Source organism: Streptosporangium sp. CA-115845 (genome assembly GCF_050943795.1).
Taxonomy (GTDB): Bacteria; Actinomycetota; Actinomycetes; order Streptosporangiales; family Streptosporangiaceae; genus Streptosporangium.
The window spans coordinates 9,362,366-9,387,636 of record NZ_CP191988.1 but is presented as its reverse complement, the minus strand read 5'-3'; the positions used below and the strand labels follow the sequence as shown (position 1 = coordinate 9,387,636).

Here is a 25,271-nt window from a genome sequence, read left to right as displayed (position 1 = left end):
TGGGGGCGTGAGCCTGAACGGCGGGAAGTCAGTCGCAGTCGCCGTTTTTGATGGTGGCGATGAAGGCGGTCCATTGGTGGGGGGTGAGGGTGAGGGTGGGGCCGGTGGGGTTTTTGCTGTCGCGGATGGCTCGGTGGTTGTTGGAGAGGTTGGCGATTTCGACGCAGTTGCTCGCGTCATCGCCGGAGAGGGTGGATTTGCGCCAGTGGGTGGTGTGAAGTTCCTGGGTCAGGTCGTCCATCGCTGGATTGCCTCCTTGATCATGTCGCGTGAATCGCTCCGGGATAGGGCGTCCGCACGGATCAGGTCGTATCTGAATTCTAGTCTTTTTACCTCTTCGGCCCGCTCGCTTACCCGGTCCCCGGTGCTCTGGGAATCGATGTAGGCCACGGGAGGTGCGCTTCCCGGCATGTCGGCGATGGTGAAGCCGCCCAGCAGGCCGAGCACGTTGCGCGCGGTGTAGGGGAGCACCTGAAGAGAGAGCCATGGGCTCTCCGACATCTCCAGAAGGTAGTGGAACTGGCCCCTCATCACCTCGGGATCGGCGATGGGACGGTGCAGGATGCCCTCGTCCAGGATGGCCCAGAGCATCGAGGGGTCGGGTCGGCGAAGAATGTTCTTCCGGTCCATCCGGGCCACGATGTTCTCCTTCACCTGCTCGGACGTGACGCCGGGGCTGCGGCTGAGGATGGCTTCCGCGTACTGCTCGGTCTGGAGGAGGCCAGGCACTATCAGGGGTTCCCAGATGCGCTGGGAGACCGACAGGGGTTCGAACTCCAGCCAGGGGCGGAACCAGCGGGGGACCTGGGTGGCGACGCGGTCCAGGCGGTCCAGGAGGTCGACGAGCGTTGTGCCCAGGTCGAATGCCTCGTCCAGCTGATGGGCCAGTTTCCTGGTGGGCGCCCGGTGACCGTTCTCCAGCATGCTCAGATGGCTTACCGCGATGGGGACCACGGTGCAGAGTCGCCTCTGGGTAAATCCAGACAAAATCCGGTATTTCCGTAGCTCTCTGCCGAATTGAACGCGTGTGGATTCGTATGAATACGTATCGAACTCCAGCTCCGAGTCCGGCTCGGGCTCCGGATCCACGGCGATGCTCATCTCGGTCTCCTCTCGTTGCCTCTTTAACAGTCTCCTTCATTTTCATTTCCGGGGGAATGGATATTAAGTTCTCGCGGGTTCACAGTGTTGTGAACTTACTTCGCGAACTGTGAACCTGTGATAAGTGCGGATCGGCTTCCGCTGTGCCTCGGCGTTTGGGACCGTGTACCTGTCGAGCTGTAGCTGTCACGGGATGTCAGTTAATGGCTCCGGTGACGGCAGGTCGGCTTAATTCGGTCGGAAGGGGCAATTCCATGGAACCGGAGACGTTCAGCGAAATACTTCTGCCCAGTAATGTCGAAGCCGCTTCGCGGGCGCGGGAGGAGGTCCGTAAATGGCTGGGGGAGAGTCATCCGGCCTATGAGAACGCGCGGCTGGCCGTGTCCGAACTGGTGACCAACGCCGTCCAGCACGCCCGGCACGGGGTCGCAGGCCGAGGGGTTACCGGGCACGTCGCCGGGCGCGGGGTCACTGGGGACGGGATCGCCGGGCAGGCCCAGATCTCCGCTGCAGGGGCTTCCAACAGCGGAGCCGCCAATGTCAGAGCCGCCAATGACAGGGTCGCCAACAACGATCCGCTGATCCTGCGGCTGATGTCGTACGGCGGGTTGCTGCGCGTCGAGGTCGCGGACACGGGCTTGAGCACCGAGGAGCCGCACGCTCGGGCGGACCCGGCATGCCTGCTGATGGAGAACGGCCGGGGACTGGCGATCGTCGGCATGCTCTCCGGCGGGAACTGGGGCTACCGCTCGCACGGCCGGCACCCCGGCCGGACCGTCTGGTGCGAGCTTCCCGCCGATCCGCCCTCTGACGAGGGTCTCACCGAGACGTCAGCCCCGCCGCCTCCGGATGACCTACTCCCCGGAACGCCCGCCTTCGCCCAGATGCCGCTGCCTCAATAGGATGACGCGCCGCTCCCGGCACTCGCTGGGAGCCATTTGAGCCACCCCCGGCGGATGGCGGCACGCGGGTCGTCCCCCACGAAGAACCTGCGACATATGCCGCTCCAGCTCCGCTTCCCCCAGTGGAGTACCCCGCCGGGGGTCTTACCCTGGTGCCGGAACCTGGCTCACGGGCGCCGCCACGGGAGAACGACGGGTGCCACGACGCTTCGGGTAGGCCGGACACATCTTCGGTTGCCCCGAAGTGAGGACGAGCCCGGCACGCTGTCGTCGCGCTGTCGTCGCGACGTGCTGGAGCGCGTTCAGCACTCAAGCGAATCGGAAATCACTCCGGGGAGTCGGCGAAGATCACTATTTCGTCGATGTCGCCGTCGACGGTGACGTGCACCACGTCCATCCCGGTCAGCAGGCTCCGGCCGGAGGCGTCCTCATAGCGCCACCCGAAGCGCGCCCACTCTCCCGGTGCGTCCACCCGGGTGGTGCGGACCATCAGGCAGGGGCCCGACGGATGTCCCTGCACCACCTCGGTGATGAAGTCCTCGACCGCCTTGCGCCCGACACCTCGGCCCAGCGGCCCCCAGAAGACGACGTCGCCGGTAAGGGCACGGCTCAGCAGCGTGGCCCGCCGCGCCGGGTCATCGGCATTGGTCGCCGCGATGAAGGCGTCAACGGCATGGTCGTGGAGGGCGTCATCCGTCACGTCGCGATACTAGCCAGCGGATCCGCATCGCGAAGATGCGAAGTCACCGTTGCCGACTTCGTTTGACTGCTGATGCCTTCGGACAGGTGTGGATTTCGGCGGTCAGGTCGATCACGGGGGCTGACTTGATCTGCCTGATGAGGGCGTCGGCCTCCGCGTTCCAGCGGTGGGTGGAGGCGAGGACGGGATTGACCGGCATGCCGATGCGCTCCTGAGCACGGTCGGCGGCGGCATAGAGGGCAGCCCGATCGACCTCACCGACGACGAGTATGTCAATGTCGTGGGGGACGGGTCCTGGATTTCCAGCATGACGGGCGGCCCACGAGCCGAAGATGAGCAGGCGCTCGGTGCCGGGGATACCGGCGAACTCCTCGCTGATGATCGTGTGAGGGCCGTACATGTAGTTCAGGATCTCGGTCACGGGCCGGAACAGCGGGTGGTCGGGATTGGCATGCAGGACGTGAGATCGCCCGATCTCGGTAGTAGTGATCAGCTCCGCGTCGATGAGGCGATGAACTTCGGCGTGCAAGGTGGAGGGGCTCACGCCCAGATCTCGGCCGAGAGAGGCGAGAGTCCAGTTCTGCCGAGGCCGTAGATAGATGGCGGCCAGGATCTCCGCCTGGGTCTGAGTCTTGAAGATAGGAACGATGGGCGCTGCGACGCTTCGCATAAACCGAATATATCTTCGGTTATACCGAACATCAATCATCACGGTGGCGAGGTTCGGTCCAGGGCCGTCGCGGTGTGCCGTAGGACGTCCAGTAGGGGGATGAGCAGGGGGTGTCGTTCCGCGCCCCGGCGTACGGCGGTGAAGACCCGGCGTTCGGGGCCGGGGACCGGGCGGATCTCGACGCCGGACAGGTCGGTGCCGCGCAGGGCCAGGCGGGGCACCATCGCCACCCCGGCCCCGGCGGCGGCCAGCGCGACCACCGCGCTGAAGTCGTCGGAGGAGTGGGCGAACTCGGGGATGAAGCCCGCGTGCTCGCAGGCCAGCGCGATCACGTCGTGGCAGGGGTTGCCCGGGTAGGGGCCGATCCAGGTCTCCCCGGCCAGGTCCGCGACCGTCACCTCGCGCTCCGAGAGGGCGTGGTCCCGGGGGAGCACCACGTCGAACGGTTCGGAGTAGAGCGGGATGCGCGACAGGCGCCGGTCGTCCTCGGCGGGGGCCCCGCGATACTCCACGGCCACGGCCGCGTCCACCGCGCCGTCCAGGACCATGGTGAGGCTCTGGTCGCCCTCGGCGTCCAGGACCCGCACCCGGATGCCGGGTTCGGCGTCCCGCAGGACGCCGACGGCCGGGGCCACCAGGAGTCCGATCGCGGTGGCGAACGAGGCCACCTTCACCTCGCCCGCGGTACCGGCCGTGTAGGCGGCGATATCGGCCTCGGCCCGCTCAAGCTGGGCGAGGACCTCGTTGGTATGGCCCAGCAGGATACGGCCGACGGCGGTCAGCCGTACGCCCCGGCCGTCGCGGTCGAGCAGCCGGTGGCCCACCTCGTGTTCCAGGGCGGCGAGCTGCTGGGAGACCGCCGAGGGGGTCAGGTACAGCGCGGCGGCGGCCGCGGTGACCGTGCGGTGGTCGGCCACCGCCCGCAGGGTCCTGAGCCGCCGTGTCTCTATCACCTCCGTATTCTCCCCGAGGTCGTTCGTACGCGATGCCTTCGGGAACGCGCTCCCATCGGCACGACCTCGGCCGAACCGTCCGGCGCGGGCTTCCCCGGACCCGCCGTCCCCCTGACCGCGTCCGTTTCCTACAAGACCGCGGCGGGGAGGCATGGTTGGGTTGAGCCGTACCAGGGTCCGGTGTTCCGGCTGGTCACGCGTGTCTTGGCGGGCTGAGGGCGGCCCGCGATCCAGGACACCTCACGACATCCCACCGCGAACCTGTGATCGGAGGACTTGATATGAAAGCCCAACTGGACGTCATCGGCATGGTCGTCGAGGACATGGGCCGCTCGCTGGCCTTCTACCGGCTGCTCGGCCTGGAGGTGCCGCCGGAGGCCGACGGGCAGCCGCACGTCGAGGCGGTCCTGCCCGGCGGCCTGCGCCTCGCCTGGGACACGGTCGAGACGATCCAATCGTTCTACCCCGACTGGCGGCCCGGGAACGGGCAGGGGATGTCGCTGGCGTTCCGGTTCGACACTCCGGCCGAGGTGGACGAGGCGTACGAGCAGCTGGTCCTTCTCGGATATGAGGGGGACAAGGAGCCATGGGACGCGTTCTGGGGGCAGCGGTACGCGGTGATCCACGACCCGGACGGCAACGGCGTCGACCTGTTCGCTCCGAACGCGGAGAGCTGACCGGAGGGCGGACGGCGCGCGGATCGGTTCCGCGCGTCGTGGGCGAGCACGGCCGAGCCTCGGTGATCCCGTCGCGGCGATCTCGTCACGGCGACGGGGGCCGTGACGAGTGCCCATCCGCGGGGCCGGGAGCCGAACTCAGCCGCGGGCGGTGGCGAACGCCGCCAGGGCCCGGTCGACGTCTTCGGTGGAGTGGGCCGCCGAGAGCTGGACCCGGATGCGGGCCTGGCCGTGCGGGACGACGGGGTAGGAGAAGCCGATCACGTAGACGCCCAGCTCCAGCAGGCGTTCGGCCATCGCGGCGGCCTCGGCGGCGTCGCCGATCATCACCGGGACGATGGGGTGGTCGCCGGGCAGGATGTCGAACCCGGCCTCGGTCATACCGGTGCGGAACCGCTCGGTGTTGGCGCGCAGCCGGGTGCGGGCCTCGTCCGAGCCGCTGATCAGGTCGAGGACGCGCAGTGAGGCGGCGGCGATCACCGGGGCCAGGGAGTTGGAGAACAGGTAGGGGCGCGAGCGCTGGCGGAGCAGCTCGCAGATCTCCCTGCGGGCCGCGACGTAGCCGCCGCTGGCCCCGCCGAGCGCCTTGCCGAGCGTGCCGGTGAGGATGTCGACCCGGTCACGTACGCCGTGCAGCTCGGGGGTGCCGCCGCCGTGCTCACCGACGAAGCCGACGGCGTGCGAGTCGTCGACCATCACCATGGCCCCGTACCGCTCCGCCAGGTCGCAGATCTCCGCCAGCGGCGCGACGTAGCCGTCCATGGAGAAGACGCCGTCGGTGACGATCAGCCTGCGCCGGGCGTCGGCGGACTCCTTGAGCCGTGCCTCCAGCTCGGCCAGGTCGCGGTTGGCGTAGCGCAGGCGCCGGGCCTTGGACAGCCGGATGCCGTCGATGACGCTCGCGTGGTTGAGCGCGTCGGAGATCACCGCGTCCCGGTCGTCGAGCAGGGTCTCGAAGACGCCGCCGTTGGCGTCGAAGCACGAGCTGTAGAGGACGGTGTCCTCCTGGCCGAGGAAGGCCGACAGCCGCGCCTCCAGCTCCTTGTGCACCTCCTGGGTGCCGCAGATGAAGCGGACCGAGGCCATGCCGAAGCCCCAGCGGTCCAGGGCCTCCTTGGCGGCGGCGATCACCTCGGGGTGGTCGGCCAGGCCGAGGTAGTTGTTGGCGCAGAAGTTCAGCACCTCACCGCCGCCGGCCACGGCGATGTCGGCGCGCTGCGGGGTGGTGATGACCCGCTCCGGCTTGAGCAGCCCGGCGGATGCGATCTCGTTCAGGGTGGTACGGAAGTCGTCGCGGACGTTGTCGAACATCAGGCGGTCCAATCCAAGGTGATCTTGCCGATTCCGCCGCCGGCGGCGGTGTCGAGGTCGCGGTGGGAGCCGGACATCAGGCTGTCCAGTCCAGGATGACCTTGCCGGTCCTGCCGCCGGCGGCGGTGTCGAAGGCCACGTCGAAGTCGCGGTAGGAGAAGCGGTCGGTGATCACGGGGGAGAGGTCGAGGCCCTTCTCCAGGAGTACGGACATGGCGTACCAGGTCTCGTACATCTCCCGGCCGTAGATGCCCTTGATGGTGATCATCGAGGTCACGATGGTCGCGAAGTCGACGGCGAACTCCTCGGCGGGCAGCCCGAGCATGGCGATCTTCCCGCCGTGCGACATGTTGGCGATCATGTCGCGGAGCGCCTGTGGGTTCCCGGACATCTCCAGCCCCACGTCGAAGCCCTCCCGCATACCGAGTTCCCGCAGGCCGTCGGCGACGGACTTCTCGGCGACGTTCAGCGCCAGGGTGACGCCCAGCTTGTTCGCGATGGCCAGCCGTTCGTGGCTGACGTCGGTGATGACCACGTTGCGGGCGCCCACGTGGGTGGCCACCGCGGCGGCCATCAGCCCGATCGGCCCGGCCCCGGAGATCAGCACGTCCTCGCCGACCATCGGGAACGTCAGGGCGGTGTGCACCGCGTTGCCGAACGGGTCGAAGATCGCCGCCACGTCGAGGTCCACCGGGGTCCGGTGCACCCAGACGTTGGAGGCCGGGAGCGTCACGTACTCGGCGAAGGCGCCGTCCCGGTTGACCCCCAGCCCGACCGTGCTGCGGCACAGGTGCCGCCGTCCGGCCATGCAGTTGCGGCACTTGCCGCAGACCAGGTGCCCCTCGCCGCTGACCAGATCACCGGGGGCGATGTCCTCCACGCCCGGCGCCACCTCGACGACCTCGCCGCAGAACTCGTGCCCGACGACGAGCGGCGTCCGCAGGGTCTGCCGGGCCCAGGCGTCGAAACTCCGGATGTGCAGATCCGTCCCGCAGATCCCGGTCCGCAGAACCCTGATCAGCACCTCTCCGGCGCCGACCGACGGCTCCGGTACGTCAACCAGCCACAGGCCGGGTTCGGCCCTCTCCTTGACCAGCGCTTTCATGCGGATCCCCCCTCAACTCCGAACCCTACGCACTGTGCCCGGCCGCCTTCGGGGGTGTCCATCGCGGTTTTCTTAACCCCGCCCACAGCATTGCTTCACGCCCGATACCCGTTTTCCAGCGGGGTACCCGGACGCTAAACCGCAAATCGGTCAGATGGCCGGTTCTCACACCGAGATCGACCCCCTCGACGGAACCAGCCGCCTCAACGAGGACGACCCCTGTCACGACGACGATCGTCGTGACAGGGGCCTCGAAGCCGGGAGCGGGCGGGTCAGGGAGTGGTGCGGTGGTGCTCCTCCTGGGGGACCGAGAGGCCGTCGGCGGGCAGGGGGGACGGGGCCGCGTTGAGCTGGCGGGGACCCAGATCGGCCTCGGCGGCCTCGGCGACCGCCTCGGCGGCGGCCTGCTCGGCCTGGGCCGTCTCCCTGGCGGTGTCCTCGCTGATCGCGGGGGCCTCGCGGGTGGCGGCCGACTGCGGCAGCGCCTCGGTGAACGCCTTGGAGACGCCCTGGATGGCCGAGGTGACCTCGCTGGGGATCACCCAGAAGGTGTTGTTCGGGCCCTTGGCCAGCTCCGGCAGCACCTGGAGATACTGGTACGCCAGCAGCTTGGGGTCGGGGTCGTTGCGGTGTACGGCCTGGAAGACCTCGTCGATGGCCTGGGACTGGCCCTGGGCCTTGAGGATCGCGGCGCTCCGGTCACCCTCGGCCCGCAGGATCGCGCTCTGCTTGTCACCCTCGGCGGTGAGGATCTGCGACTGCCGCTGGCCCTCGGCGTTGAGGATCGCCGCGCGCTTGTCGCGCTCGGCGCGCATCTGCTTCTCCATCGCCTCCTTGATGCTCTTCGGCGGGTCGATGGCCTTGATCTCCACCCGGTTGACCCGGATGCCCCACTTGCCGGTCGCCTCGTCGAGCACACCGCGGAGCTGGCTGTTGATCGTGTCGCGAGAGGTCAGCGTCATCTCCAGGTCCAGCGAGCCGACGACGTTGCGCAGCGTGGTGACCGTGAGCTGCTCGACGGCCTGGATGTAGTTGGCGATCTCGTACGCCGCCGCCCGGGGGTCGGTGACCTGGAAGTACAGGACCGTGTCGATCTCGACGACCAGGTTGTCCTCGGTGATCACCGGCTGGGGCTGGAAGGAGACGACCTGCTCGCGCAGGTCGATCATCGGATAGACCCGGTCGATGTACGGGATCACGAAGTTGAGGCCGGGCTTGAGCGTGCTGTGGTAGCGGCCGAGCCGCTCCACGTTGCGGGCCCGTGCCTGCGGGACGATGCGCACCGAGCGAATTACGGTGAACACCGCCAGCAGGACGATGAGAAGCCCGGCTATGAGCAGAGCGTCCATGCATTCACTCCCGGGGGTACACGAGAGCGGTCGCGCCCTCGATCTCGATGACGTCGACGGTCGCCCCGGCGGGTATCACCAGGGTCTCGTCGTAGGCTCTGGCGGACCACTCCTCGCCGCCGATCCGCACCCGGCCGTCCTGGCCGGTCACCTCGCGCAGCACGTACGCGGATCTGCCGACGATCGCCTGGATCCCGAACCGCTGGCTCCGGGGCTGCAACCCCTTGAGGTGGCGCCTGGCGACGGGCCGGATCGCGACCACCCCCGCGCCCAGGGAGGCGACGAAGACCAGGAGCTGGAGCGGGATCGGCAGTCCGAGACCGGCGGCGACGGAGGCGACGAGGGCGGCCCCCCCGAGCAGGCCGAGAGCGGTGGTCAGGGTGAAGATCTCGGCGATTCCCAACACGAGCGCCAGGATCAGCCAAACGACCCAGTAGTCCATGCTCCGGCCCTCCTACCTTGTTCAACGGGTCGGACGTCGGGGAGGTTCCTTTCCCTACCGTATGTCTTCTGCTCGACGCCTGTCAGGGGTGGTCACCACCCGCTTACCTCGCGGGTGAGATCCTGCCCGACACCTCGCCCAGGGTGATCACGGTTCCGCCGGGTCCCGGGGCCGTCGCGGTGATCGTAACGGTGTCCCCGTCCTCCAGGAACGACCTGGTGGAGCCGTCGGGCAGCTTGAGCGGCTCGGTCCCGTTCCAGGTCAGCTCGATCAGCGAGCCGCGCTCGCCCGGCCCGGTGCCGGAGATCGTGCCGCTGGCGTAGAGATCGCCGGTGCGCAGCGCGGCGCCGTTGACGGTCATGTGGGCGAGCATCTGGTCGGGCGTCCAGTACATGTCCCGGTACGGAGGCCGGGAGACGACCTCGCCGTTCACCGCGACCTCCAGCCGCAGGTCGAGCCCCCAGGGCTCCTCGCGGCGCAGGTAGCCGAGCGGCTCGGGATCCTGTGCCCGGCCCTCGACGCGCGCCTCGGACAGGGCGGCGAGCGGGGTGATCCACGGTGAGATCGAGGTGGCGAAGGACTTGCCGAGGAACGGGCCGAGCGGGACGTACTCCCAGGCCTGGATGTCGCGGGCGCTCCAGTCGTTCACCAGGGTCACGCCGAACACGTGGTCCTCGAAGCGTCCGGCCCGGTCGCCGAGGGCGGTCGGCGCGCCGACGACGAACCCCAGCTCCGCCTCGATGTCCAGCCTGACGGACGGGCCGAAGACCCCCGCGCCGCGCTGCCCGGACGGCCGGGTGATCGGGGTGCCCGACGCGACCACGGTCCCGGCCCTGCCGTGGTAGCCGACCGGCAGGTGCCGCCAGTTCGGCTTGAGCGGCTCCTCGTCGGGGCGGAAGATCCGGCCCAGGTTGGAGGCGTGCTCCAGCGAGCAGTAGAAGTCGACGTAGTCGGCCACCTCGATCGGCAGGTGCAGCGTCACCTCCGCCAGCGGGACGAGGTGCGGCTCGACTACCGACCGGTCGGTGCGGAGCTTGTTCTGGATCAGGGCGCGGGTGTCCCGCCAGGCGACCGGGCCCCTGGCCATGAAGGCGTTGAGCGAGCCGGTGGCGAACACCTCGTCGTGCAGGGCCCCGGCCAGGTCGACGATCTGGTCGCCGTACCGGACGCCGACGCGAGGGGTCTCCCCCTCGTGGCGGGAGAAGACTCCGTAGGGCAGGTTCTCCAGGCCCCAAGCCATCACGTGCTCTCCTTCGTTGTGCGGGTGGTCGTGCTCGGGCGCCGGGCGACGAGGCCCAGCGCCGTCAGGTCCTCGATCGGGGTGCTCGTGCTGCATGATCCGTACGACACCAGCAGCTTCCTGGCGCGCGTCGCGGTCTCCTGGGGCACGGCCCGCGCGAGCCGCACCAGCTCGCCGACGTCCGTCAGCTTCAGCACCGGCACCGGATCGCGGCCTTCGGTGGCCGCGCAGACCGCGAGGACCAGGTTGAGGAAGCCGTGCCGGTCCACGCCCAGCGCGGAGTCGAAGTGGCGGACCGCGTTGTGCAGGCCCGCGGTCGCCTTGAACGGCACGCCGTACTCCGCGCAGTGCGCGATGAGGGCGCCCAGGTCGACGGCGCTGGGAAAGGCGTCGGCGGTCAGTCCGCCGCAGCGGAACTTCAGGCCGGGCCCCGAGCCGTCGCGCGGCAGGGGCCCACGGACGTCGAGGGGCACCTCGACGAAGAGCCTGGCCCCGGCGGGCAGCTCGTCGGCCAGCCGCTCCGACACGGCCTGAGGTGTCTCGTCCGGCGTCCGCCGCACCTCGACCAGCTCGACGGCGAGGCCGTCGAGTGGCGGGAGGACGGGGGTGTCCATGATCAGGCCGAGCCGGATCGGGAAGGTCAGGTGGTCGCGGAGCTCCGCCAGGCGGCCGGCCGGGCAGAGGAACCGGTGGGTGAGCACCGGATCGTTGCCGGCCAGGTCGTTCCGGTGCCGCTCCAGGGCCTCGGCCATCGGCAGCCCGGTCGGCGGGAACAGTCCGGCGTCGTCGACGAGCCCGCGGAAGAGCGCGGCCGTTCCCGTTCCCAGGTCCGTGTTCAACTCTGTGCCCATGGCCCTGCCCATACCCGGTGGCGACCCGGTGACCGGGTCCGCCCCGCACCTGTACCCGGGCCGGCCGAGGAAGCGGGGCCGGTGCTCGGGCCGGCCGTGGCAGCCGAACCCGCCGCCGGGCACCCGCCCGTCAACGGGCCCACGTCCACGCGTAGCCGGGGTCCTCCACCGACAGGCCGGCGGGGCCGAGGTCGAGGGGACGGAAGGTGTCGACCATCACGGCCAGCTCGCTCGTCTGGGTGTGGCCCTGCCCGACCGCCTCGATGACCGCCTCGACGGCGCCCGGCTGCGGGCCGTGGGTGAACCCGGCCGGATGCAGCGAGACCGAGCCGACGTCGATGCCCGAGCCCCTGCGCGCGGTGTAGTCGCCGCCCGCGTAGAACATCAGCTCGTCGGAGTCGACGTTGTGGTGGTTGTACGGGATCGGGACCGCGTCGGGGTGGAAGTCGAGCGGCCGGGGGCAGAACGAGCAGATCACGAAGTTCGGGCCCTCGAAGGTCTGGTGCACCGGCGGCGGGGCGTGGGTGCGCTTCACGATGGGCTCGAAGTCGTTGATGTTGAACGCGTACGGGTAGAGGCAGCCGTCCCAGCCGACCACGTCGAACGGGTGGTTGCGGTAGACCAGCCAGGTCAGCCCGCCGCGGGTGCGGACCAGCACCGGCACCTCCTCGCCCTCGACGATGAGGGGCTCGCCGGGGGAGCGCAGGTCGCGCTCGCAGTAGGGGGCGTGCTCCAGGAACTGGCCGTGGGTGGACAGGTAGCGCTTGGGGGGGCGGATATGGCCCGCGGCCTCGACGGTGAACGCCGTGACGCGGCCCTGCGGCACCCAGCGGTGGATGGTCCCGGTGGGGATGACGACGTAGTCGCCCTCGCCGGCCTCGATCACCCCGTACGTCGACTCGAACCTGACCCGTCCGCTCGCGATGTAGACGCACTCGTCGCCCATGGAGTTGCGGTAGAGCTCGCTGGGCGTCTCGCTCGCGGCGTACGACATGCGGACGTCGGCGTTGCCGGCGAGCAGACCGCGCCCGGTGACCAGGTCGCCTCCGACCGGCAGGTCCTGGGTGCGCAGGTGACGGGGGGAGAGAGGCAGGTTGGGGACGAGCCGGCCGGCCTCGGTGGGCTCGACGGCCTCGGCCTTGAGGATCGCGGTGGGGAGATGGCGGTGGTAGAGCAGCGACGAGTCGCTGGAGAACCCCTCCTCACCCATCAGCTCCTCGGCGTACAGCCCGCCGTCGGGCCGCCGGAACTGCACGTGCCGCTTGCGAGGTATCTCCCCCACGACCCGGTAGTACGGCATCCGCTTCTCCCGCCCTGTCCGCTTATCGGACACTCATGTCCTTTATACGAACAACCATCGGTCAGGGCGGGATGGATGTCAAACGTCATCCACCGGTTCCCGGTGTGCCGGACGGCCTGACAGCCGGGCGTAACGGTGGTGGAGAAAGAGATGCCGGGGCCGCTGCGCGAGGGATCGGTGTTCCGCCGGCCGGTGCGGGGCCTGGAGAGCCGCACCTCGACCGTCAAGCACGCGGCCCCTGAGGGAGGCCGAACATGAAAGAGGGGCCCGCTGAGGAAGCGGGCCCCGGTTGCTCCGGCGACAGAGCGCCGCTTAGCGCATCAGGGCTTGCGGCCGACGGCGCAGAACTCGTCCACCTCGCGGAGGCCGCCGACGATCGACGGTCCGGGACGCCAGAGCGGGCACGAGACCACGCCGGGCTCCACCAGCTCCAGGCCCTCGAAGTAGCTCGCGATCTGCTCGGGGCTGCGCAGGATGTACGGGACCGAGCCGGCCTCGTTCCAGATGGCGATGGCCTTCTCGAACTCCTCGCCGTTGACGACGTTGGTGCCGTCGGCGACCGCCAGGTAGCTGCCGGAGGGCAGCGCCTCCAGCAGGCGGCGCGTGATCGCCCGCCCCTCGTCGATGTCGGGGATGTGGCCCAGGATGTTCATCAAAATGAGCCCGACGGGCCTGTCGAAGTCCAGGGTGGTCTGGGCCGCCTCCAGGATCCTGCCGGGGTCGCGCAGGTCGGAGTCGATGTACTCGGTCGCGCCCTCGGCGGTGCCGGTCAGCAGGGCGCGGGCGTGCGTCAGCACCATGGGGTCGTTGTCGACGTAGACGATGCGCGCGTCCGGGGCCACCCGCTGGGCAACCTGGTGGGTGTTGTCGGCGGTGGGCAGCCCGGTGCCGATGTCGAGGAACTGGCGGATCCCGCCCTCGCCGGCCATGTACTCGACAGCGCGGGAGAGGAAGGTCCTGGAAGAGCGGGCGATATCCACGATCTCAGGAAATATCCCGACGAACTGGTCGCCGATCTCGCGGTCGATGGCGTAGTTGTCCTTGCCACCGAGCCAGTAGTTCCAGATCCGGGCGGAGTGGGCCACGCCGGAGTCGATCGGAGTCGCCGACCGCCGGTCGGAGGCGTGTGGGGAGGTCTCGTCGGGCACGGGGGCTCTTTCTCTGGCGTCAGGGGGAAGATCTCTATTTTGCCACCTTGCCGGTCCTATGCCGTTCTCGTCATTTTTTGTCGTTTATCGCCGTATTCGGTGCGCGGGGCCGTCCGGCGAATGAGGCCGGACGGCCCGGGGGCGTTGGAATCCGGGGGAGGGGGCCCGGCCGGCCGAGCCGGAAGGGCCGCGGCGAGAGGGCGACCGCGACATGGGGTGATGTCCAGTTTTGTAGCTGCTGGGAGCTTTTGAGGGGACTCTTGCCCATGTATGCGAGGTGTCGTAATGTATGACGAAATATCGAAGCTGCTGGTATGTCTGGAAGGCCGCCGTGGACTCCGTGGGGCAGAGAAGCCGCTCCGAGGCTCTTGGGAGAGCCGTCGATGCGTGAGTTGACGCGCGGTCTCCGACCGTCGGTGCGCCAGCGGGAAGTCGGTCGCCCAGTGAACGAATGGGGGAGCCCGGCGTGAGCCGAGTCGTACGACGCCCCGGTTCGATCACGCGACTACGTGTGCTGGAAGCCGGGAGCGGACTCCCGACGGCCATCGTGGCGCGATTGCTGCATGACTCCGGAGCGACCGTCCTGCGGACCGCGCGGACGGGACCCGACCCGTTCGCCGAGAGATACCCCGCGCTGCGTTCATGGTCCCGTGACTGGATGGAGGTCGATGCCGGAAACGGCATGGACGATGCCCTGGCCTCGGCCGATGTCCTCCTCGTCGGCGCTGAGGATCACCCGGATGCGGGGCCGCCGACGCGTCTTGAGCTCGCTGAGCTGGTCTCCCGGCATCCCCGGCTCGTCGTGCTGGAGATCGACGGTTACGTCCGGGGCACGAACGACGTCACGCCCGCCGTCGACCTGCTGGTGCAGGCCCGGACGGGATTCGTGTTCGAGCAGTTCAGCGACCGGCCGACGCAGATCGCGTTCGCCCCGTCGCTGTACGGTGCCGCCCTGCTCGGCACGATAGGCGTGTGGGCGGCGCTGCACGCACGTCGGCGCACCGGGCGCGGTGGCCGGGTGCGGGTTTCCATGCAGCAGGGGCTGGCACTGTTCTGGCCGCATCTGTGGCTCTCCGCCGAACACCCCGACCAGGCGTTCGACACGGTGCCGCCACGGGATGTGAAGCACCTCGTGCTGCGCTGCGCGGACGGCGGATATCTGCAGATCGTGCTCGGCGTGCCCGGGGCGGTGGCCCGGGTGCATCGGGTGCTGGGCATCCCCGGCCCCGTTGATCCCGCCGACCGGGGTGTTCCCAGCCTGGCCCGCGGCGCGGAGAACTACTTCGCCGACCGTGACCTGTTCAGCCGGTACGCGGCACGCTTCCCGCGCGACGAACTGGTCGAGGCCTTCGCAGCGGCCGGTGTTCCGGTGGAGCCGGTGCTGGCACCGGGGGAGTTCTTCGACGACCCGCAGGTACGCGCGGCAGGGCTGGTCTGCGCCGCCCCGGATGGGCGTGAGTATCCGGCTGGGCCGGTGGACCTTTCGATGGCGGGAGATCCGCCCGCGGTGCGGCCCGTCCCACGGCGGGTGCGGTGCGGTGAGAGCGCGCCCCTGGCCGGTCTGAGGATCGTCGACCTGGGTAACTGGGTGGCCGGACCGTTCGCCTCCAAGCTGCTCGCCGACCTCGGCGCCGATGTGATCAAGGTCGAGCCGCCGGCCGGGCTGTCCAATCTGACCGGTATCCGCAATACCCTGACCTCCAACCGCGGCAAGCGCAGCGCCGTCGTCGACATGAAGACCCCCGAGGGGTACGAGATCGTGCGGCGGCTGGCCGCCACGGCCGACGCGGTGCACCACAACTTCCGGCCCGGCGTCGCCGAGCGCCTTGGCGTGGACGCCGCCTCACTACGGGAGCGCCGGCCCGGCCTGGTGTACCTGCACACCACCGCCTACGGGCGAACCGGGCCGCGTGCGCTGCGCGGTGGGTTCGACATGGTGATGCAGGCGCTGTGCGGGCACGAGGTGCGTGCGGGCGGAGTGGGGAACGAGCCGCTGTGGTACCGCGCCCCGTTCGTGGACTACTGCGCCGGCGCGCTCGGCGCGATCGCTCTGCTCGCGGCCCTGTACGAACGGGACGAGACCGGCGCCCCGGTGGACGCGCACACCAGTCTGCTCGGCGCGGCGATGTTCTTGCGGGGGGAACTGGTTCGGGAACCGAACGGCTCGATCGCGGGTGCCGCGGTGTTGTCCGCCGACCGCACCGGCTTCCATCCGGCCGAGGCGCTGTACCGGGCCGCGGACGGCTGGCTTGCCGTCGCCGCGTACGGCGAGTCGATGGCCACCGCGCTCTCGAACGCGCTGAAGCTGACCGGGCTCGGCCCGCCGTCGACATGGAACGAGCAGGCCGCCCATGCCATCGGCACCGCTATAGGCCGTATGACCTGCGACGACGCTCTGAGTTTGCTGGGCGCCGCAGGAGTGTGGGCGACGCGGTGCACCGGCGACGCCTTCGCGGCGATGCTCGCCGACGACGCGGCGCGCCGGTCCGGTCTGGTGATCAGCGCGCCGGACCCCCGATACGGCCGGGTCACCGGCTGTTTCGGCCCGCTGATCGGCTTCTCCGGCTGGACCCCGGACCCGGACGGCTTCCGCTCGGCGCCGCTTTCCGGCGAGCACACCGCCGCCCTGCTGGCCGAGGTCGGCTACTCCGCCGACGAGCGCGCCCGCCTGGAACGCGACGGCATCGTCCGGGCCGCCCCCGGCGGCCGGATGCTCACAGACCAGATACCCACCACCTGAACGGCATCTGCAGCAGCACGATTTCAAGGACGGTATGACCGCATGACCGCGTACAAGACCATCGAGTTCACCGCCGACGGGCGTCTGGCCTACCTGAAGCTGAACCGCCCCGAGCGGCTCAACGCGCTCAGCGACGAGCTGGAGTCCGAGATCCGCACCGCACTCCTGGAGTTCGACCTGGACGACGACCTCTGGGTACTGATCATCCACGGTGAGGGCCGGGCGTTCTGCGCCGGGCTCGACGTCAAGGAGCACAGCTCGTTCTCGTTCGGCGCCGACGACGCCACCCGTAAGGCCAAGGCGCTGGAGGCGGTGCGCAGCGGCCATGTCGGCGGCGCCCAGCACCTTCGCGGCACCGGCGGCGAGGGCTGGCTGGGCCGGACGGCCAACTACAAGCCGGTCATCGCGGCGGTGCACGGTTACGTGCTGGGCGGCGGCGCGCACCTGGCCGCCGAGTGCGACATGATCGTGGCCGCGGAGGACGCCCGGTTCGCCATCAGCGAGACCACGACCGGCATGTCCGGCTCGCGCACCTGGGCCAAGATCAAGACCTTCATGCCGTCGAAGCTCGCCTCGGAGATGCTCATCACCGGCCGCCGGATCAAGGCCGAGGAACTGCACCGGCTCGGCCTGGTCAACCGGCTGGTCCCGGCGGGCGAGCACCTGAAGGCCGCCGAGGAACTGGCCCGCGAGGTGCTCAAGGCGCCGCCGCTGGCCACCCGGGACGCGGTGCGGGTGACCAGAAAGCAGTGGGTGCCGATCGCGACCGCGCTGGACGAGCAGATGCAGCTGTCCCGACTCGACCTCACCGAGGACTTCCGCGAGGCCGGCCGGGCCTTCGCCGAGAAGCGCCTGCCGAAGTTCCAGGCCAGGTGAGCGGGCAGGACCGGATGAGCACCGGACACCCTTCCGGCGGCAACGCCCCCGGAGGGCACGGAGGGCGACCGCTCGCCGCCGACGGGAATCCCGAAGGCGACACGGGCCCGGCGGCGTCCGGCGGCGGGTTGCCGGGGCACGGGCTGCGCGTCGTCGACCTGGGCACCGGGATGGCCGCGGCACTGGTGAGCACGCTGCTCGCTGACGCCGGAGCGGTCGTGCACCGGGTCGCCCCGCCCAGCGACGAGGTCTTCGACGAGATCTATCCGGCACACCGTGGCTGGCGGTCGGTGACCGTCCCGGCGGACCCGGCCGACCTGGACGCCCTGCTGGCACAGGCCGATGTGTGCCTGGTCGGCGGCGAGGATCATCCGGTGGTCACTCCGCGACACGACGCCGCGGACCTCGCCGACCGGTACCCGCGGCTCGTCGTGGCGCACCTGACCGGCTACGCCGCCGGGCACGCGCCGGGCGCACCCGCGGTGGACCTGCTGGTGCAGGCCCGCACCGGGATGGCCGCCGAGCACTTCAGCGACCGGCCGCTGTACTTCGCCGTGCCGTTCCCCACCTACGGGCAGGCCATGCTGGCCACGCTCGGGGTGTGGGCGGCGCTGCTGGAGCGGGCCGGCAGCGGGCGCGGCCAGGTGGTGGGCGCCTCCCTCCAGCAGGGGGCGGCGCTGTTCATGATGCCGTTCTGGATGCGGGCCGAGCGGCCGGACGCCGAGTTCGGCAAGGTCACCCCGAAGGACGTCAAGCACCTGATCTTCCAGTGCGCCGACGGCGGCTACGTGCAGTTCGTGATGGGTGTGCCGTCGGCGGTGGCCAAGCTGTACCGGATCCTCGGCATCGACGTGCCGGTCGACCCGGCCGACAGGGGCATCCCTCGGGTGGGTGCCTCACCGGACACCTACTTCGGCGATCGACCGCTGATCGCGGCGCATGTGGCGAAGCTGGACCGGGCCGACATCCTGGTCGCGGCCGAGGCCGAAGGACTGCCCGCGGCGCCCGTGCTCGACCTGGGCGAGTTCCTGGACGACGAGCAGCTCGCCGCCAACGGGGTGCTGGTCGACCGGGACGGAAGCACCGGGTCCGGAAACGTGATCGGCTGCCTCGGTTCGACGCCGGCTCCCGCGGAGACGGACGGTCCGGTGGCGACCGGCCCCACCGGAGGCGGGCCGCCGCTGGCCGGTGTGACCGTCCTCGACTTCGGCTCCTACGTGGCCGGTCCGTTCGCCAGCCGGCTGCTCGCCGACCTCGGCGCCTCCGTGCTCAAGGTCGAGTCGCTCGGCGGCGACCCCAACCGCGGCCTGCAAAGGCACTTCCTGGCCGCGCACGTGGGTAAACAAGCCGTGGCGGTTGACGTGAAGACCCCCGAGGGGGCCGAGGTGCTGCGCCGCCTGCTGGCCCGCGCCGACGTGGTCATGCACAACCTGCGGCCCAAAGCGGCCGAGCGGATGGGCGTCTCGCGCGAGGCGGTGCGTGCGGTCAGGCCGGACGCGGTGACCCTTCAGGCGTTCGCGTTCGGGCCAACCGGTCCTCGGGCCGACGCGCCCGGCTTCGACATGGTCATTCAGGCGCTGCTCGGGCTGGAGCGCCGCGCCGGCGGCCCGGACGGCCCGCCGCTGTGGATCAGGACGCCCTACCTGGACTACGTGTCCGGCGCACTCGGCGCGGTCGCCGTGCTGATGGCGCTGCACAGGCGCCGGACCGCGGGCCGGGCCGGAGACATGTGGGTCAGCCTGCTCAACGCCGGCATGTTCCTGCTTTCCGACCTGCTGCGGGAGGCCGACGGCACGCTGCGCGGGGCGCCGCCGCTGGACGGGGCGCTGCAGGGCGTGCACCCCGGAGAGCGGCTGTACCGGGCCGCGGACGGCTGGATCGCGATCGCCGCGCGCACCGAGGAGGCCGCGCTGGCCTTGTGGCGGATCATGCTGCCCGGGGAGCCGCCGCTGCCGCGCGCCGCCTGGGACGGTGCGGTCGCGGCCCGCTTCGACGAGGCCTGCGCCGGGCGCACCGCCACGGACCTGCTCGCCGCGCTGGCGGAGGCGGGCGTCTGGGCCGAGGAGTGCCGCACCGACGGCCTGGCAGAGCTGGAGCGGGTGGAACGGGCCGGGCCGGAGCGCGACCCAGCCGTCGCGCGCCTGCTCGCCGACCGCGCCGACGACCGGTACGGCCGGCTGACCGGCTGCCTCGGCCCGCTGGTCTCCTTCTCCCGCACCGAGACCCCTGCCGACGGCCTGCCCGGCGGTCCCGGCTATGGCGCGCACACCCGGCAAGTCCTCGCCGAACTCGGCTACACCGGCGCCGAGACCGAGGAACTGCTGCGAGCCGGTGCCGTCCGATGACATCCCCAACCGAGGAGTTTCACCATGACCGCTGACTTCGGAGCGTTCGACGGTCCGTCGGTCGCGCCCGAGCTGGCCTACCACACACCGTTCGACGAGGAGGAGGAGCTGTACCGGCAGACTGTCCGGACCTTCCTCGACAAGGAGATCGAGCCCACCTTCCACCAGCTGGGCACTGACAGCGCGTCCCGGCACGCGGCGTGGCGGGCGGCCGGCCGCGCCGGCATCCTGGGCGCGGTGATCCCCGAGGAGTACGGCGGCCCCGGCGCGAGCCCCATCGCCAACGTCATCCTCTCCTACGAGATCGCCCGCTCGCAGTGCTACGGCACCGTGGGCAGCCTGTACTGCACCGACCTCGCCACCAGCGCCTTCCTGGACGGCGCGTCGCCGGAGCTGGCCCGCCAGTGGGCGCCGCGGATCCTGGCGGGGGAGGCCATCCAGTCGATGGCCATCACCGAGCCGGACGCGGGCAGTGACGTGCTGGCCATGCGCAGCTTCGCGGAGCGAGACGGCGACGACTACGTGCTGTCCGGTGACAAGACGTACATCACCAACGGCGACATCGCGGACATGCTGTACGTGGTGGCCAAGACGTCGAAGGAGCGGCGCGGGCGCAGCCTGACCATGTTCCTGGTCACGCCCGAGATGGCCGGGGTGACCCGTCGGAAGCTGGCCACCACCGGCTTCCCGGCCGGCAACACCGCCGAGCTGCACTTCGACCAGGTACGCATCCCGGCCTCGCACGTGCTGGGCGGTGAGGGCGGCGCGATGCGGATCATGATGGGCTCGCTGGCGCTGGACCGGCTGCAGATCGGCTTCCGTGCCCTGGGCCAGGCCGAGCTGGCGTTCCAGCAGACGGTGGAATACGTCAAGCAGCGCGTCGTGTTCGGCAGCCCGCTGTTTGAGTTCCAGAACACGAAGTTCGCGCTGGCCGACATGAAGAGCGAGATCGAGGTCGGCCGGGCGTACCTGCACGAGATGGTGCGCAAGGTGCGCAGCGGCGTCGCCACCGCCACCGAGGGGTCCGTCGGGAAGCTGTGGCTGTGCGAGATGTCCAACCGGGTCATCGACGGGTGCGTACAGCTGTTCGGCGCCATGGGCTTCATGGACGAGACGCCCATCTCACGGATCTACACCTCCAACCGGGTGCTGCGGATCTACGCCGGGACCTCGGAGATCATGAAGCAGTCCATCGCCCGCGACCTCTGACCTGGCCGCGCACGGAGAAGGCCGCCGTCCCCTCCAGGGAACGGCGGCCTTCTCCGTGCGCGGGGCGCTAACGGCGCGGGGCCCAGGGGGCGATGCGGCGGCCGATCCAGGTGACTGAGGACTGCAGTGCGACGCCGATCAGCGACACCGTCACGATGCCCGCGTACATCCGGTCCGCCAGGAACACCTGCCAGGAATTCCAGATGAGGAAGCCCAGGCCGTCCCGGCCCTGCACGAACTCGATGCCGATGACCAGCAGCACCGCGGTCCCGATGGCGATGCGCAGCGAGGTGAACACCTCGGGCACCATCGCCGGCAGGGTCACGTGCCGGAACGTCTGCAGACGGCTCGCTCCGAAGGACCGGGCCGGTTCCAGGTAGCCCTCGGGGATGCCGGCCACCGCGGACATGGTGGAGATCACCACGATGAAGAAGACACCGAACGCCACCAGCAGCACCTTCGGGGTCATGCCCAGCCCGAAGACCATCAGCAGCAGCGGGAGCACCGCGAGCTTGGGCACGGTGTACAGAGCGCTGATGATCGGCTCGATGGCGGTGCGCAGCTTGCGGATGCTGCCGAGCAGCACGCCGAGCAGGATGCCGGCCAGCGATCCGCCCAGGTAGCCCAGCATGAGCACCTGGATCGTACTGGCCGCCGCCTCGATCACCAGGCCGGAGGAGACCAGCTCGACGAAGGAGACCACGATCTCGCTCGGCGGGGGCCAGAACCGCTGGTCGACCAGCCCGCTGCTGGAGATCGCCTGCCATACGGCGAGGATGAGGACGGGCGTACCGAACCGCAGCAGGTTGTCGACCAGGACCCGGCGCCGCTGGAACCGGACGGGGTCGCGCTCAGCGAGGTCCGGCCGGCGCAGGACGATGTCACCGCCCTCCTGGCCGGTCCGTGCCCGCTTCTCCGCCTGTACCAGGTCGGTCATCGTTCCCACCTCTCACTCCCCAAGGTTTCCGGCCGCCCGCTCACGCGGACGCCCGGGAGCGCGGCTCCATCGCGGACCGCAACTGGTCCCAGATCTCGCCTTCCAGCTCCGCGAACGTGGAGCTGCGGCGGATGTCGGCAGAGCGGGGCCGCTCGAACGGCACCTCGAACTCGGCCACCACGCACCCCGGCCGGGAGCCCATCACCATCACCCGGTCGCCGAGCAGGATCGCCTCGTCCAGGTTGTGGGTGATGAAGATGACGGTCCTGCGGTCCTCCTGCCAGAGTTCGAGCAGCTCGGCCTGCATGATCTGGCGTAGCTGCGCGTCCAGCGCGGCGAACGGCTCGTCCATGAGCAGGATCTGCGGCTCCACCGCGAAGGCGCGGGCGATGGAGACCCGCTGCTTCATGCCGCCCGACAGTGCGGACGGGTAGGCGGACGCGAAGTCCGCGAGGCCCAGCCGGGTCAGCCACCGGGAGACCCGCTCCCCGGACACGGCCGCCGGGATCTTGGCGATGTCCAGGCCGAAGCGGACGTTGGCCTCGACGGTCTTCCACGGGAAGATGCTGTAGTCCTGGAACACCACCGAGGTCAGCGGGGCCTCCCCGTTGGTGCTGCGCAGTGACACCTCGCCGGCACTGGGGCTCAGCAGCCCGGCGATGATGCGCAGCAGGGTGGACTTCCCGCACCCCGACGGGCCGACGATGCAGAGGAACTCCCCGTCCCTGACGTCTAGGTCGATGGGGCCCAGAGCCTGGATGCTGGAACCACCGGATGCGAACACCCGTTCCACGCCGCGTACCGCGACTCTATTGTCGTTCACGACTTCTCCGCTCTTCCGGTTCTCGGCTCTCCCGGCCGGCGGCGGTCGCTCCCTGCCGTCGTCATCCGGTGCCCGATAGGTGAAAAGGGGCCCCGCCGCAGCGGGGCCCCGCCGCCAGGCTCAGCCGGCGTTCTTCAGTTCCTCGGTGAAGGAGGTGTTGAAGAGGTTCTGCTCACCGAGATCGTCCTTGTACTGGAGCAGCCCGCTGTCGATGCTGCGGTAGTAGCTCTGGTAGATCGAGGCGTTCTCGGTGTGCACGTTGTAGTCCGCCTCGAAGGCCGAGGGCTCGGTGGTGCGGATGGAGTCCTCGGGGATCTTCTGCGCCGCGGCGAGGGCGGTGACCACCTCCTTGGCCTGCCGGTAGTCCTTGAGCAGGTACTTCTGGGTCGTCCTGGCCAGCGCCCGGGTGAAGGCCAGCCCGGTCTCCCGGTCCTCCTTGATCAGGCGGTCGTCGAACATGTAGAAGACGCCGGTGGTCGGGGCGATCGCGCCCTTGACGAACTCGCAGCACGCGTCATCGGCCACCACCTTCTGGTACGGGGTCGAGGCGTAGGCGGCGCCGACCGCGCCGTTGCGCAGCGCGTTGATCGAGTCGGCTGAGGTCAGGTCCTGCCACTCGACGTCCTTGGGACCGATGGCGACGTTGTTGCTCTTCAGGTGCTCGAACAGCGAGGCCCACAGCGCGGGGCGGTTGCCGCCGGGGCCGGCGAGCTTGACGCCCTTCAGGTCGGTCAGGTCGAACTTCCCGTTGTCGCCGAAGATGCTCTTGTTGACGTACAGGCCCTGGTCGGTGCTCTCGGGCCGGCCGCCGCCGGGGAACACGATCCGGATGTCCTCGCCGGACGCGATGAGGTTGAGCAGGCCGGGGGAGACCTGGGTGGCCAGCACGTCCACGTTGCCCTGCGTCATCATGACCAGCGCATCCTGCGTCTGCAGGAACTCGAACCGGATCTGGATGTTCTCCTTCTCGAACTCCCCGAGGCTGTCGGCGAGCGCGACTGCGGCGTAGGAGCCGACGATCGACGAGATGCCGATCCTGATGGTCTTGCGCTCGGCGAGCGGCTTGGGCTTCAGCTGCGTGGCCAAGGCGTCGTCGCCCGTGGCGGAGAAGGCGCTGACCTCTCGCTTCTCTGTGGCGCCGGAGTCGCCGCCGCAGGCGGTGGTGGCCAGGGTGAGGGCCAGCGGCATCGCCACTGCCATCAGCCTCAAGCTGGGACGCATCGTTCAGTCTCCTCATGGGCTGCGAATCAACCCCGCAGGCCGTTCATCGCTGGGGAGGAGATGACGGCCGGGTGACGGCGGGATTTCGGTAACGGGGGGGATCAGGGGTCGCCTGACACCGGCGCGGCACTGCTGGCCCGCCGGTACGGCGCTCATGGTCGGCTGGTGGCTTGTCGTTGTGGGTGGCGCGGTCGCGGGCGGCGCGGGTGGCCGTGTCGGTGACACGGCCGGGCGTTCTCGCGGTGCCGGAGCCGACCGGGCCGGGAGGTCCGGCTACCGGTCAGTCAGATACTTCATCGAGCATCTCGATATCTCACAATGCATGCCGATATCTCGTGTAAAAATATGGTCTGGGACATGCTGCGTCAAGGATGCGGTGGCCTCGTCTCTGCGGAGGACCGTATCCGGTGTCCCGCTTGGCCATCCGGTCCGTCCTGCGGTGATGGGCCGAGGTCCGGGGTGGGCCGGTGGACTGGTCTGCCCACTCCGGGACGGGGTGGCGGCGGGCGGACGGTCGTACGCCGCGGTACCGACACTCTTGTCTTGGGTAACGACGTACCGTAGCGTATCCCGAAATAGCGACGAAATACTACGTATCTTGACGAAATGGTAATGAAACGCCTGCAAGGGACGTAGTCGGGCGTGCCGGTTGCAGATACAGGCGGCCTGGCGGGCCGGGCGCGCTCGCCGGCCCTGCGCCGTCCGGGCCACGCCGGTTCCGGTGCCTGGGCCGCGGCGGCCGGTCCCGTGCTCCACGGCGGGTGGTCCCGTCCTGTCGACGCCGGATCCCTGCGGGGCCGGATCCCGCCGCCCCGCCGGGCGGCGCCTTCGGACCTTATAGATAGGTCCCGTAATCCCGGTGTAGGTCGCGGCACTCCGTACTCGCGGGTGCCATCCGACAGGAGAACAGGCTTCCGGTGGAATCGGCCGACCGGTCTGGAAGCGGTTCTCCACATGTCAAAGCGGGTTTCGCCGTCCACGGTCATCGCGGTTGGTCTCCGATGTCAAGGCCCCTGGCAGGCAACGGAATTTCGTGTAATATCACGAAAGGTCGCAGCAGAAGCAGATCCTTGGGGGGTCACCGTGCCAGTAGACGCAGCAGTCACCGGGGTGGGGTCGCGATGAGCGCCCGCTCTCTCCTCGGGGACCCCGCCGCCGGTCCGGTCCCCCCGCTGGTGGCCAGCTGCGAGCACTGCCTCACCGTCACGTGGGCGGGCGTGCCCGCCTGCTCGTGCGAGTTCGGCCGCTCCGCCGCGACCGAGGAGTCCGCCCTGGGCATGCGCCTGGGTGCGCCCGGCGGGGCCGCCCGGTGGCCGGATGGGTCCGACTCATTGCCTCCAAGTCGCGATATCTCGTAAGATGCAACGAAAT

General features: G+C 69.8%; 23 protein-coding genes. 7 read left to right on the top strand and 16 right to left on the bottom strand.

The window, feature by feature from the left end; genetic code table 11:
• Positions 1-28: 28 nt before the first annotated feature.
• On the bottom strand, positions 29-241 hold the full coding sequence (locus ACQP0P_RS44595; RefSeq protein ID WP_433368322.1) for a DUF397 domain-containing protein: 213 nt from the start codon (positions 239-241) through the stop codon (positions 29-31).
• The gene (locus ACQP0P_RS44590; protein ID WP_433368319.1) at positions 229-1,101 is read right to left on the bottom strand and encodes a helix-turn-helix domain-containing protein; all 873 of its coding nucleotides are present in this window, start codon (positions 1,099-1,101) and stop codon (positions 229-231) included. The genes ACQP0P_RS44595 and ACQP0P_RS44590 overlap by 13 nt, the downstream gene beginning before the upstream one ends.
• 254 nt (positions 1,102-1,355) lie before the next feature.
• Here ACQP0P_RS44590 and ACQP0P_RS44585 point away from each other — a divergent pair, with 254 nt between their 5' ends.
• The gene (locus tag ACQP0P_RS44585) at positions 1,356-2,003 is read left to right on the top strand and encodes an ATP-binding protein (protein WP_433368317.1); all 648 of its coding nucleotides are present in this window, start codon (positions 1,356-1,358) and stop codon (positions 2,001-2,003) included.
• A gap of 325 nt (positions 2,004-2,328) precedes the next feature.
• Here ACQP0P_RS44585 and ACQP0P_RS44580 read toward each other — a convergent pair whose 3' ends face one another.
• The 3 genes from ACQP0P_RS44580 to ACQP0P_RS44570 are packed head-to-tail and all read right to left on the bottom strand — an operon-like array spanning position 2,329 to position 4,326.
• Positions 2,329-2,703 (bottom strand): nuclear transport factor 2 family protein, encoded by a 375-nt coding sequence (locus tag ACQP0P_RS44580; RefSeq protein WP_433368315.1) that lies wholly within the window; start codon positions 2,701-2,703, stop codon positions 2,329-2,331.
• Between the two features lie 43 nt (positions 2,704-2,746).
• Positions 2,747-3,415 carry a hypothetical protein gene (locus tag ACQP0P_RS44575; RefSeq protein ID WP_433368312.1) on the bottom strand — a complete coding sequence of 223 codons (669 nt, stop codon included), beginning with the start codon at positions 3,413-3,415 and terminating at the stop codon, positions 2,747-2,749.
• Positions 3,412-4,326, bottom strand: coding sequence for a LysR family transcriptional regulator (locus ACQP0P_RS44570; RefSeq protein ID WP_433368309.1), 915 nt, complete (start codon positions 4,324-4,326; stop codon positions 3,412-3,414). The genes ACQP0P_RS44575 and ACQP0P_RS44570 overlap by 4 nt, the downstream gene beginning before the upstream one ends.
• Before the next feature lie 281 nt (positions 4,327-4,607).
• Here ACQP0P_RS44570 and ACQP0P_RS44565 point away from each other — a divergent pair, with 281 nt between their 5' ends.
• Positions 4,608-5,003 carry a VOC family protein gene (locus ACQP0P_RS44565; RefSeq protein ID WP_433368307.1) on the top strand — a complete coding sequence of 132 codons (396 nt, stop codon included), beginning with the start codon at positions 4,608-4,610 and terminating at the stop codon, positions 5,001-5,003.
• 138 nt (positions 5,004-5,141) lie between these two features.
• Here the strand turns inward: ACQP0P_RS44565 and ACQP0P_RS44560 are convergent, their stop codons facing one another.
• The 8 genes from ACQP0P_RS44560 to ACQP0P_RS44525 all read right to left on the bottom strand — a co-directional run bounded on the left by ACQP0P_RS44560 (position 5,142) and on the right by ACQP0P_RS44525 (position 13,749).
• Positions 5,142-6,314 carry a glycine C-acetyltransferase gene (locus tag ACQP0P_RS44560; protein ID WP_433368304.1) on the bottom strand — a complete coding sequence of 391 codons (1,173 nt, stop codon included), beginning with the start codon at positions 6,312-6,314 and terminating at the stop codon, positions 5,142-5,144.
• Between the two features lie 76 nt (positions 6,315-6,390).
• On the bottom strand, positions 6,391-7,419 hold the full coding sequence (gene tdh, locus ACQP0P_RS44555; protein ID WP_433368301.1) for an L-threonine 3-dehydrogenase: 1,029 nt from the start codon (positions 7,417-7,419) through the stop codon (positions 6,391-6,393).
• Between the two features lie 272 nt (positions 7,420-7,691).
• Complete coding sequence (locus ACQP0P_RS44550; protein WP_433368298.1) at positions 7,692-8,768, bottom strand: SPFH domain-containing protein; 1,077 nt, start codon at positions 8,766-8,768, stop codon at positions 7,692-7,694.
• Between the two features lie 4 nt (positions 8,769-8,772).
• Positions 8,773-9,210 (bottom strand): NfeD family protein, encoded by a 438-nt coding sequence (locus tag ACQP0P_RS44545; protein WP_433368295.1) that lies wholly within the window; start codon positions 9,208-9,210, stop codon positions 8,773-8,775.
• Positions 9,211-9,313: 103 nt separating this feature from the next.
• Positions 9,314-10,450, bottom strand: coding sequence for a fumarylacetoacetase (fahA, locus tag ACQP0P_RS44540; RefSeq protein ID WP_433368292.1), 1,137 nt, complete (start codon positions 10,448-10,450; stop codon positions 9,314-9,316).
• The gene (locus ACQP0P_RS44535; RefSeq protein WP_433368289.1) at positions 10,450-11,301 is read right to left on the bottom strand and encodes a hypothetical protein; all 852 of its coding nucleotides are present in this window, start codon (positions 11,299-11,301) and stop codon (positions 10,450-10,452) included. The genes fahA and ACQP0P_RS44535 overlap by 1 nt, the downstream gene beginning before the upstream one ends.
• 130 nt (positions 11,302-11,431) lie before the next feature.
• On the bottom strand, positions 11,432-12,601 hold the full coding sequence (locus tag ACQP0P_RS44530) for a homogentisate 1,2-dioxygenase (protein ID WP_433382414.1): 1,170 nt from the start codon (positions 12,599-12,601) through the stop codon (positions 11,432-11,434).
• Positions 12,602-12,921: 320 nt separating this feature from the next.
• On the bottom strand, positions 12,922-13,749 hold the full coding sequence (locus ACQP0P_RS44525) for an SAM-dependent methyltransferase (protein ID WP_433368286.1): 828 nt from the start codon (positions 13,747-13,749) through the stop codon (positions 12,922-12,924).
• 466 nt (positions 13,750-14,215) lie between these two features.
• On the opposite strand from ACQP0P_RS44525, the gene ACQP0P_RS44520 reads away from it, so the two are divergent.
• The 4 genes from ACQP0P_RS44520 to ACQP0P_RS44505 are packed head-to-tail and all read left to right on the top strand — an operon-like array spanning position 14,216 to position 20,919.
• On the top strand, positions 14,216-16,489 hold the full coding sequence (locus ACQP0P_RS44520; RefSeq protein ID WP_433368283.1) for a CoA transferase: 2,274 nt from the start codon (positions 14,216-14,218) through the stop codon (positions 16,487-16,489).
• 42 nt (positions 16,490-16,531) lie between these two features.
• On the top strand, positions 16,532-17,365 hold the full coding sequence (locus tag ACQP0P_RS44515) for an enoyl-CoA hydratase/isomerase family protein (protein ID WP_433368280.1): 834 nt from the start codon (positions 16,532-16,534) through the stop codon (positions 17,363-17,365).
• A 14-nt stretch (positions 17,366-17,379) separates the two neighbouring features.
• The gene (locus tag ACQP0P_RS44510; protein ID WP_433368278.1) at positions 17,380-19,710 is read left to right on the top strand and encodes a CoA transferase; all 2,331 of its coding nucleotides are present in this window, start codon (positions 17,380-17,382) and stop codon (positions 19,708-19,710) included.
• Positions 19,711-19,734: 24 nt separating this feature from the next.
• Positions 19,735-20,919: an acyl-CoA dehydrogenase family protein gene (locus ACQP0P_RS44505; RefSeq protein WP_433368275.1), complete on the top strand. Its 1,185-nt coding sequence runs from the start codon at positions 19,735-19,737 to the stop codon at positions 20,917-20,919.
• 67 nt (positions 20,920-20,986) lie between these two features.
• On the opposite strand, the gene ACQP0P_RS44500 is transcribed toward ACQP0P_RS44505, so the two are convergent.
• The 3 genes from ACQP0P_RS44500 to ACQP0P_RS44490 form a co-directional block, all read right to left on the bottom strand.
• Positions 20,987-21,856 carry an ABC transporter permease gene (locus ACQP0P_RS44500; protein ID WP_433368272.1) on the bottom strand — a complete coding sequence of 290 codons (870 nt, stop codon included), beginning with the start codon at positions 21,854-21,856 and terminating at the stop codon, positions 20,987-20,989.
• Between the two features lie 40 nt (positions 21,857-21,896).
• Positions 21,897-22,679: an ABC transporter ATP-binding protein gene (locus tag ACQP0P_RS44495; RefSeq protein WP_433368269.1), complete on the bottom strand. Its 783-nt coding sequence runs from the start codon at positions 22,677-22,679 to the stop codon at positions 21,897-21,899.
• Between the two features lie 120 nt (positions 22,680-22,799).
• Entirely contained in the window at positions 22,800-23,900 is a 1,101-nt protein-coding gene (locus ACQP0P_RS44490) for an ABC transporter substrate-binding protein (RefSeq protein ID WP_433368266.1), read from the bottom strand.
• A gap of 1,121 nt (positions 23,901-25,021) precedes the next feature.
• Here ACQP0P_RS44490 and ACQP0P_RS44485 point away from each other — a divergent pair.
• Positions 25,022-25,258 (top strand): hypothetical protein, encoded by a 237-nt coding sequence (locus ACQP0P_RS44485; protein ID WP_433368263.1) that lies wholly within the window; start codon positions 25,022-25,024, stop codon positions 25,256-25,258.
• Positions 25,259-25,271 lie beyond the last annotated feature (13 nt).

Excerpts from the sequence above, each read along its gene's own strand:
- ACQP0P_RS44550 (WP_433368298.1), bottom strand. The coding sequence starts at position 8,768 with ATGGACGCTCTGCTCATAGCCGGGCTTCTCATCGTCCTGCTGGCGGTG.
- ACQP0P_RS44565 (WP_433368307.1), top strand. The coding sequence starts at position 4,608 with ATGAAAGCCCAACTGGACGTCATCGGCATGGTCGTCGAGGACATGGGC.
- ACQP0P_RS44560 (WP_433368304.1), bottom strand. The coding sequence starts at position 6,314 with ATGTTCGACAACGTCCGCGACGACTTCCGTACCACCCTGAACGAGATC.
- ACQP0P_RS44500 (WP_433368272.1), bottom strand. The coding sequence starts at position 21,856 with ATGACCGACCTGGTACAGGCGGAGAAGCGGGCACGGACCGGCCAGGAG.
- ACQP0P_RS44595 (WP_433368322.1), bottom strand. The coding sequence starts at position 241 with ATGGACGACCTGACCCAGGAACTTCACACCACCCACTGGCGCAAATCC.
- ACQP0P_RS44490 (WP_433368266.1), bottom strand. The coding sequence starts at position 23,900 with ATGCGTCCCAGCTTGAGGCTGATGGCAGTGGCGATGCCGCTGGCCCTC.
- ACQP0P_RS44535 (WP_433368289.1), bottom strand. The coding sequence starts at position 11,301 with ATGGGCACAGAGTTGAACACGGACCTGGGAACGGGAACGGCCGCGCTC.
- ACQP0P_RS44515 (WP_433368280.1), top strand. The coding sequence starts at position 16,532 with ATGACCGCGTACAAGACCATCGAGTTCACCGCCGACGGGCGTCTGGCC.
- tdh (WP_433368301.1), bottom strand. The coding sequence starts at position 7,419 with ATGAAAGCGCTGGTCAAGGAGAGGGCCGAACCCGGCCTGTGGCTGGTT.
- fahA (WP_433368292.1), bottom strand. The coding sequence starts at position 10,450 with ATGGCTTGGGGCCTGGAGAACCTGCCCTACGGAGTCTTCTCCCGCCAC.
- ACQP0P_RS44485 (WP_433368263.1), top strand. The coding sequence starts at position 25,022 with ATGAGCGCCCGCTCTCTCCTCGGGGACCCCGCCGCCGGTCCGGTCCCC.
- ACQP0P_RS44545 (WP_433368295.1), bottom strand. The coding sequence starts at position 9,210 with ATGGACTACTGGGTCGTTTGGCTGATCCTGGCGCTCGTGTTGGGAATC.
- ACQP0P_RS44505 (WP_433368275.1), top strand. The coding sequence starts at position 19,735 with ATGACCGCTGACTTCGGAGCGTTCGACGGTCCGTCGGTCGCGCCCGAG.
- ACQP0P_RS44530 (WP_433382414.1), bottom strand. The coding sequence starts at position 12,601 with ATGCCGTACTACCGGGTCGTGGGGGAGATACCTCGCAAGCGGCACGTG.
- ACQP0P_RS44590 (WP_433368319.1), bottom strand. The coding sequence starts at position 1,101 with ATGAGCATCGCCGTGGATCCGGAGCCCGAGCCGGACTCGGAGCTGGAG.
- ACQP0P_RS44585 (WP_433368317.1), top strand. The coding sequence starts at position 1,356 with ATGGAACCGGAGACGTTCAGCGAAATACTTCTGCCCAGTAATGTCGAA.
- ACQP0P_RS44510 (WP_433368278.1), top strand. The coding sequence starts at position 17,380 with ATGAGCACCGGACACCCTTCCGGCGGCAACGCCCCCGGAGGGCACGGA.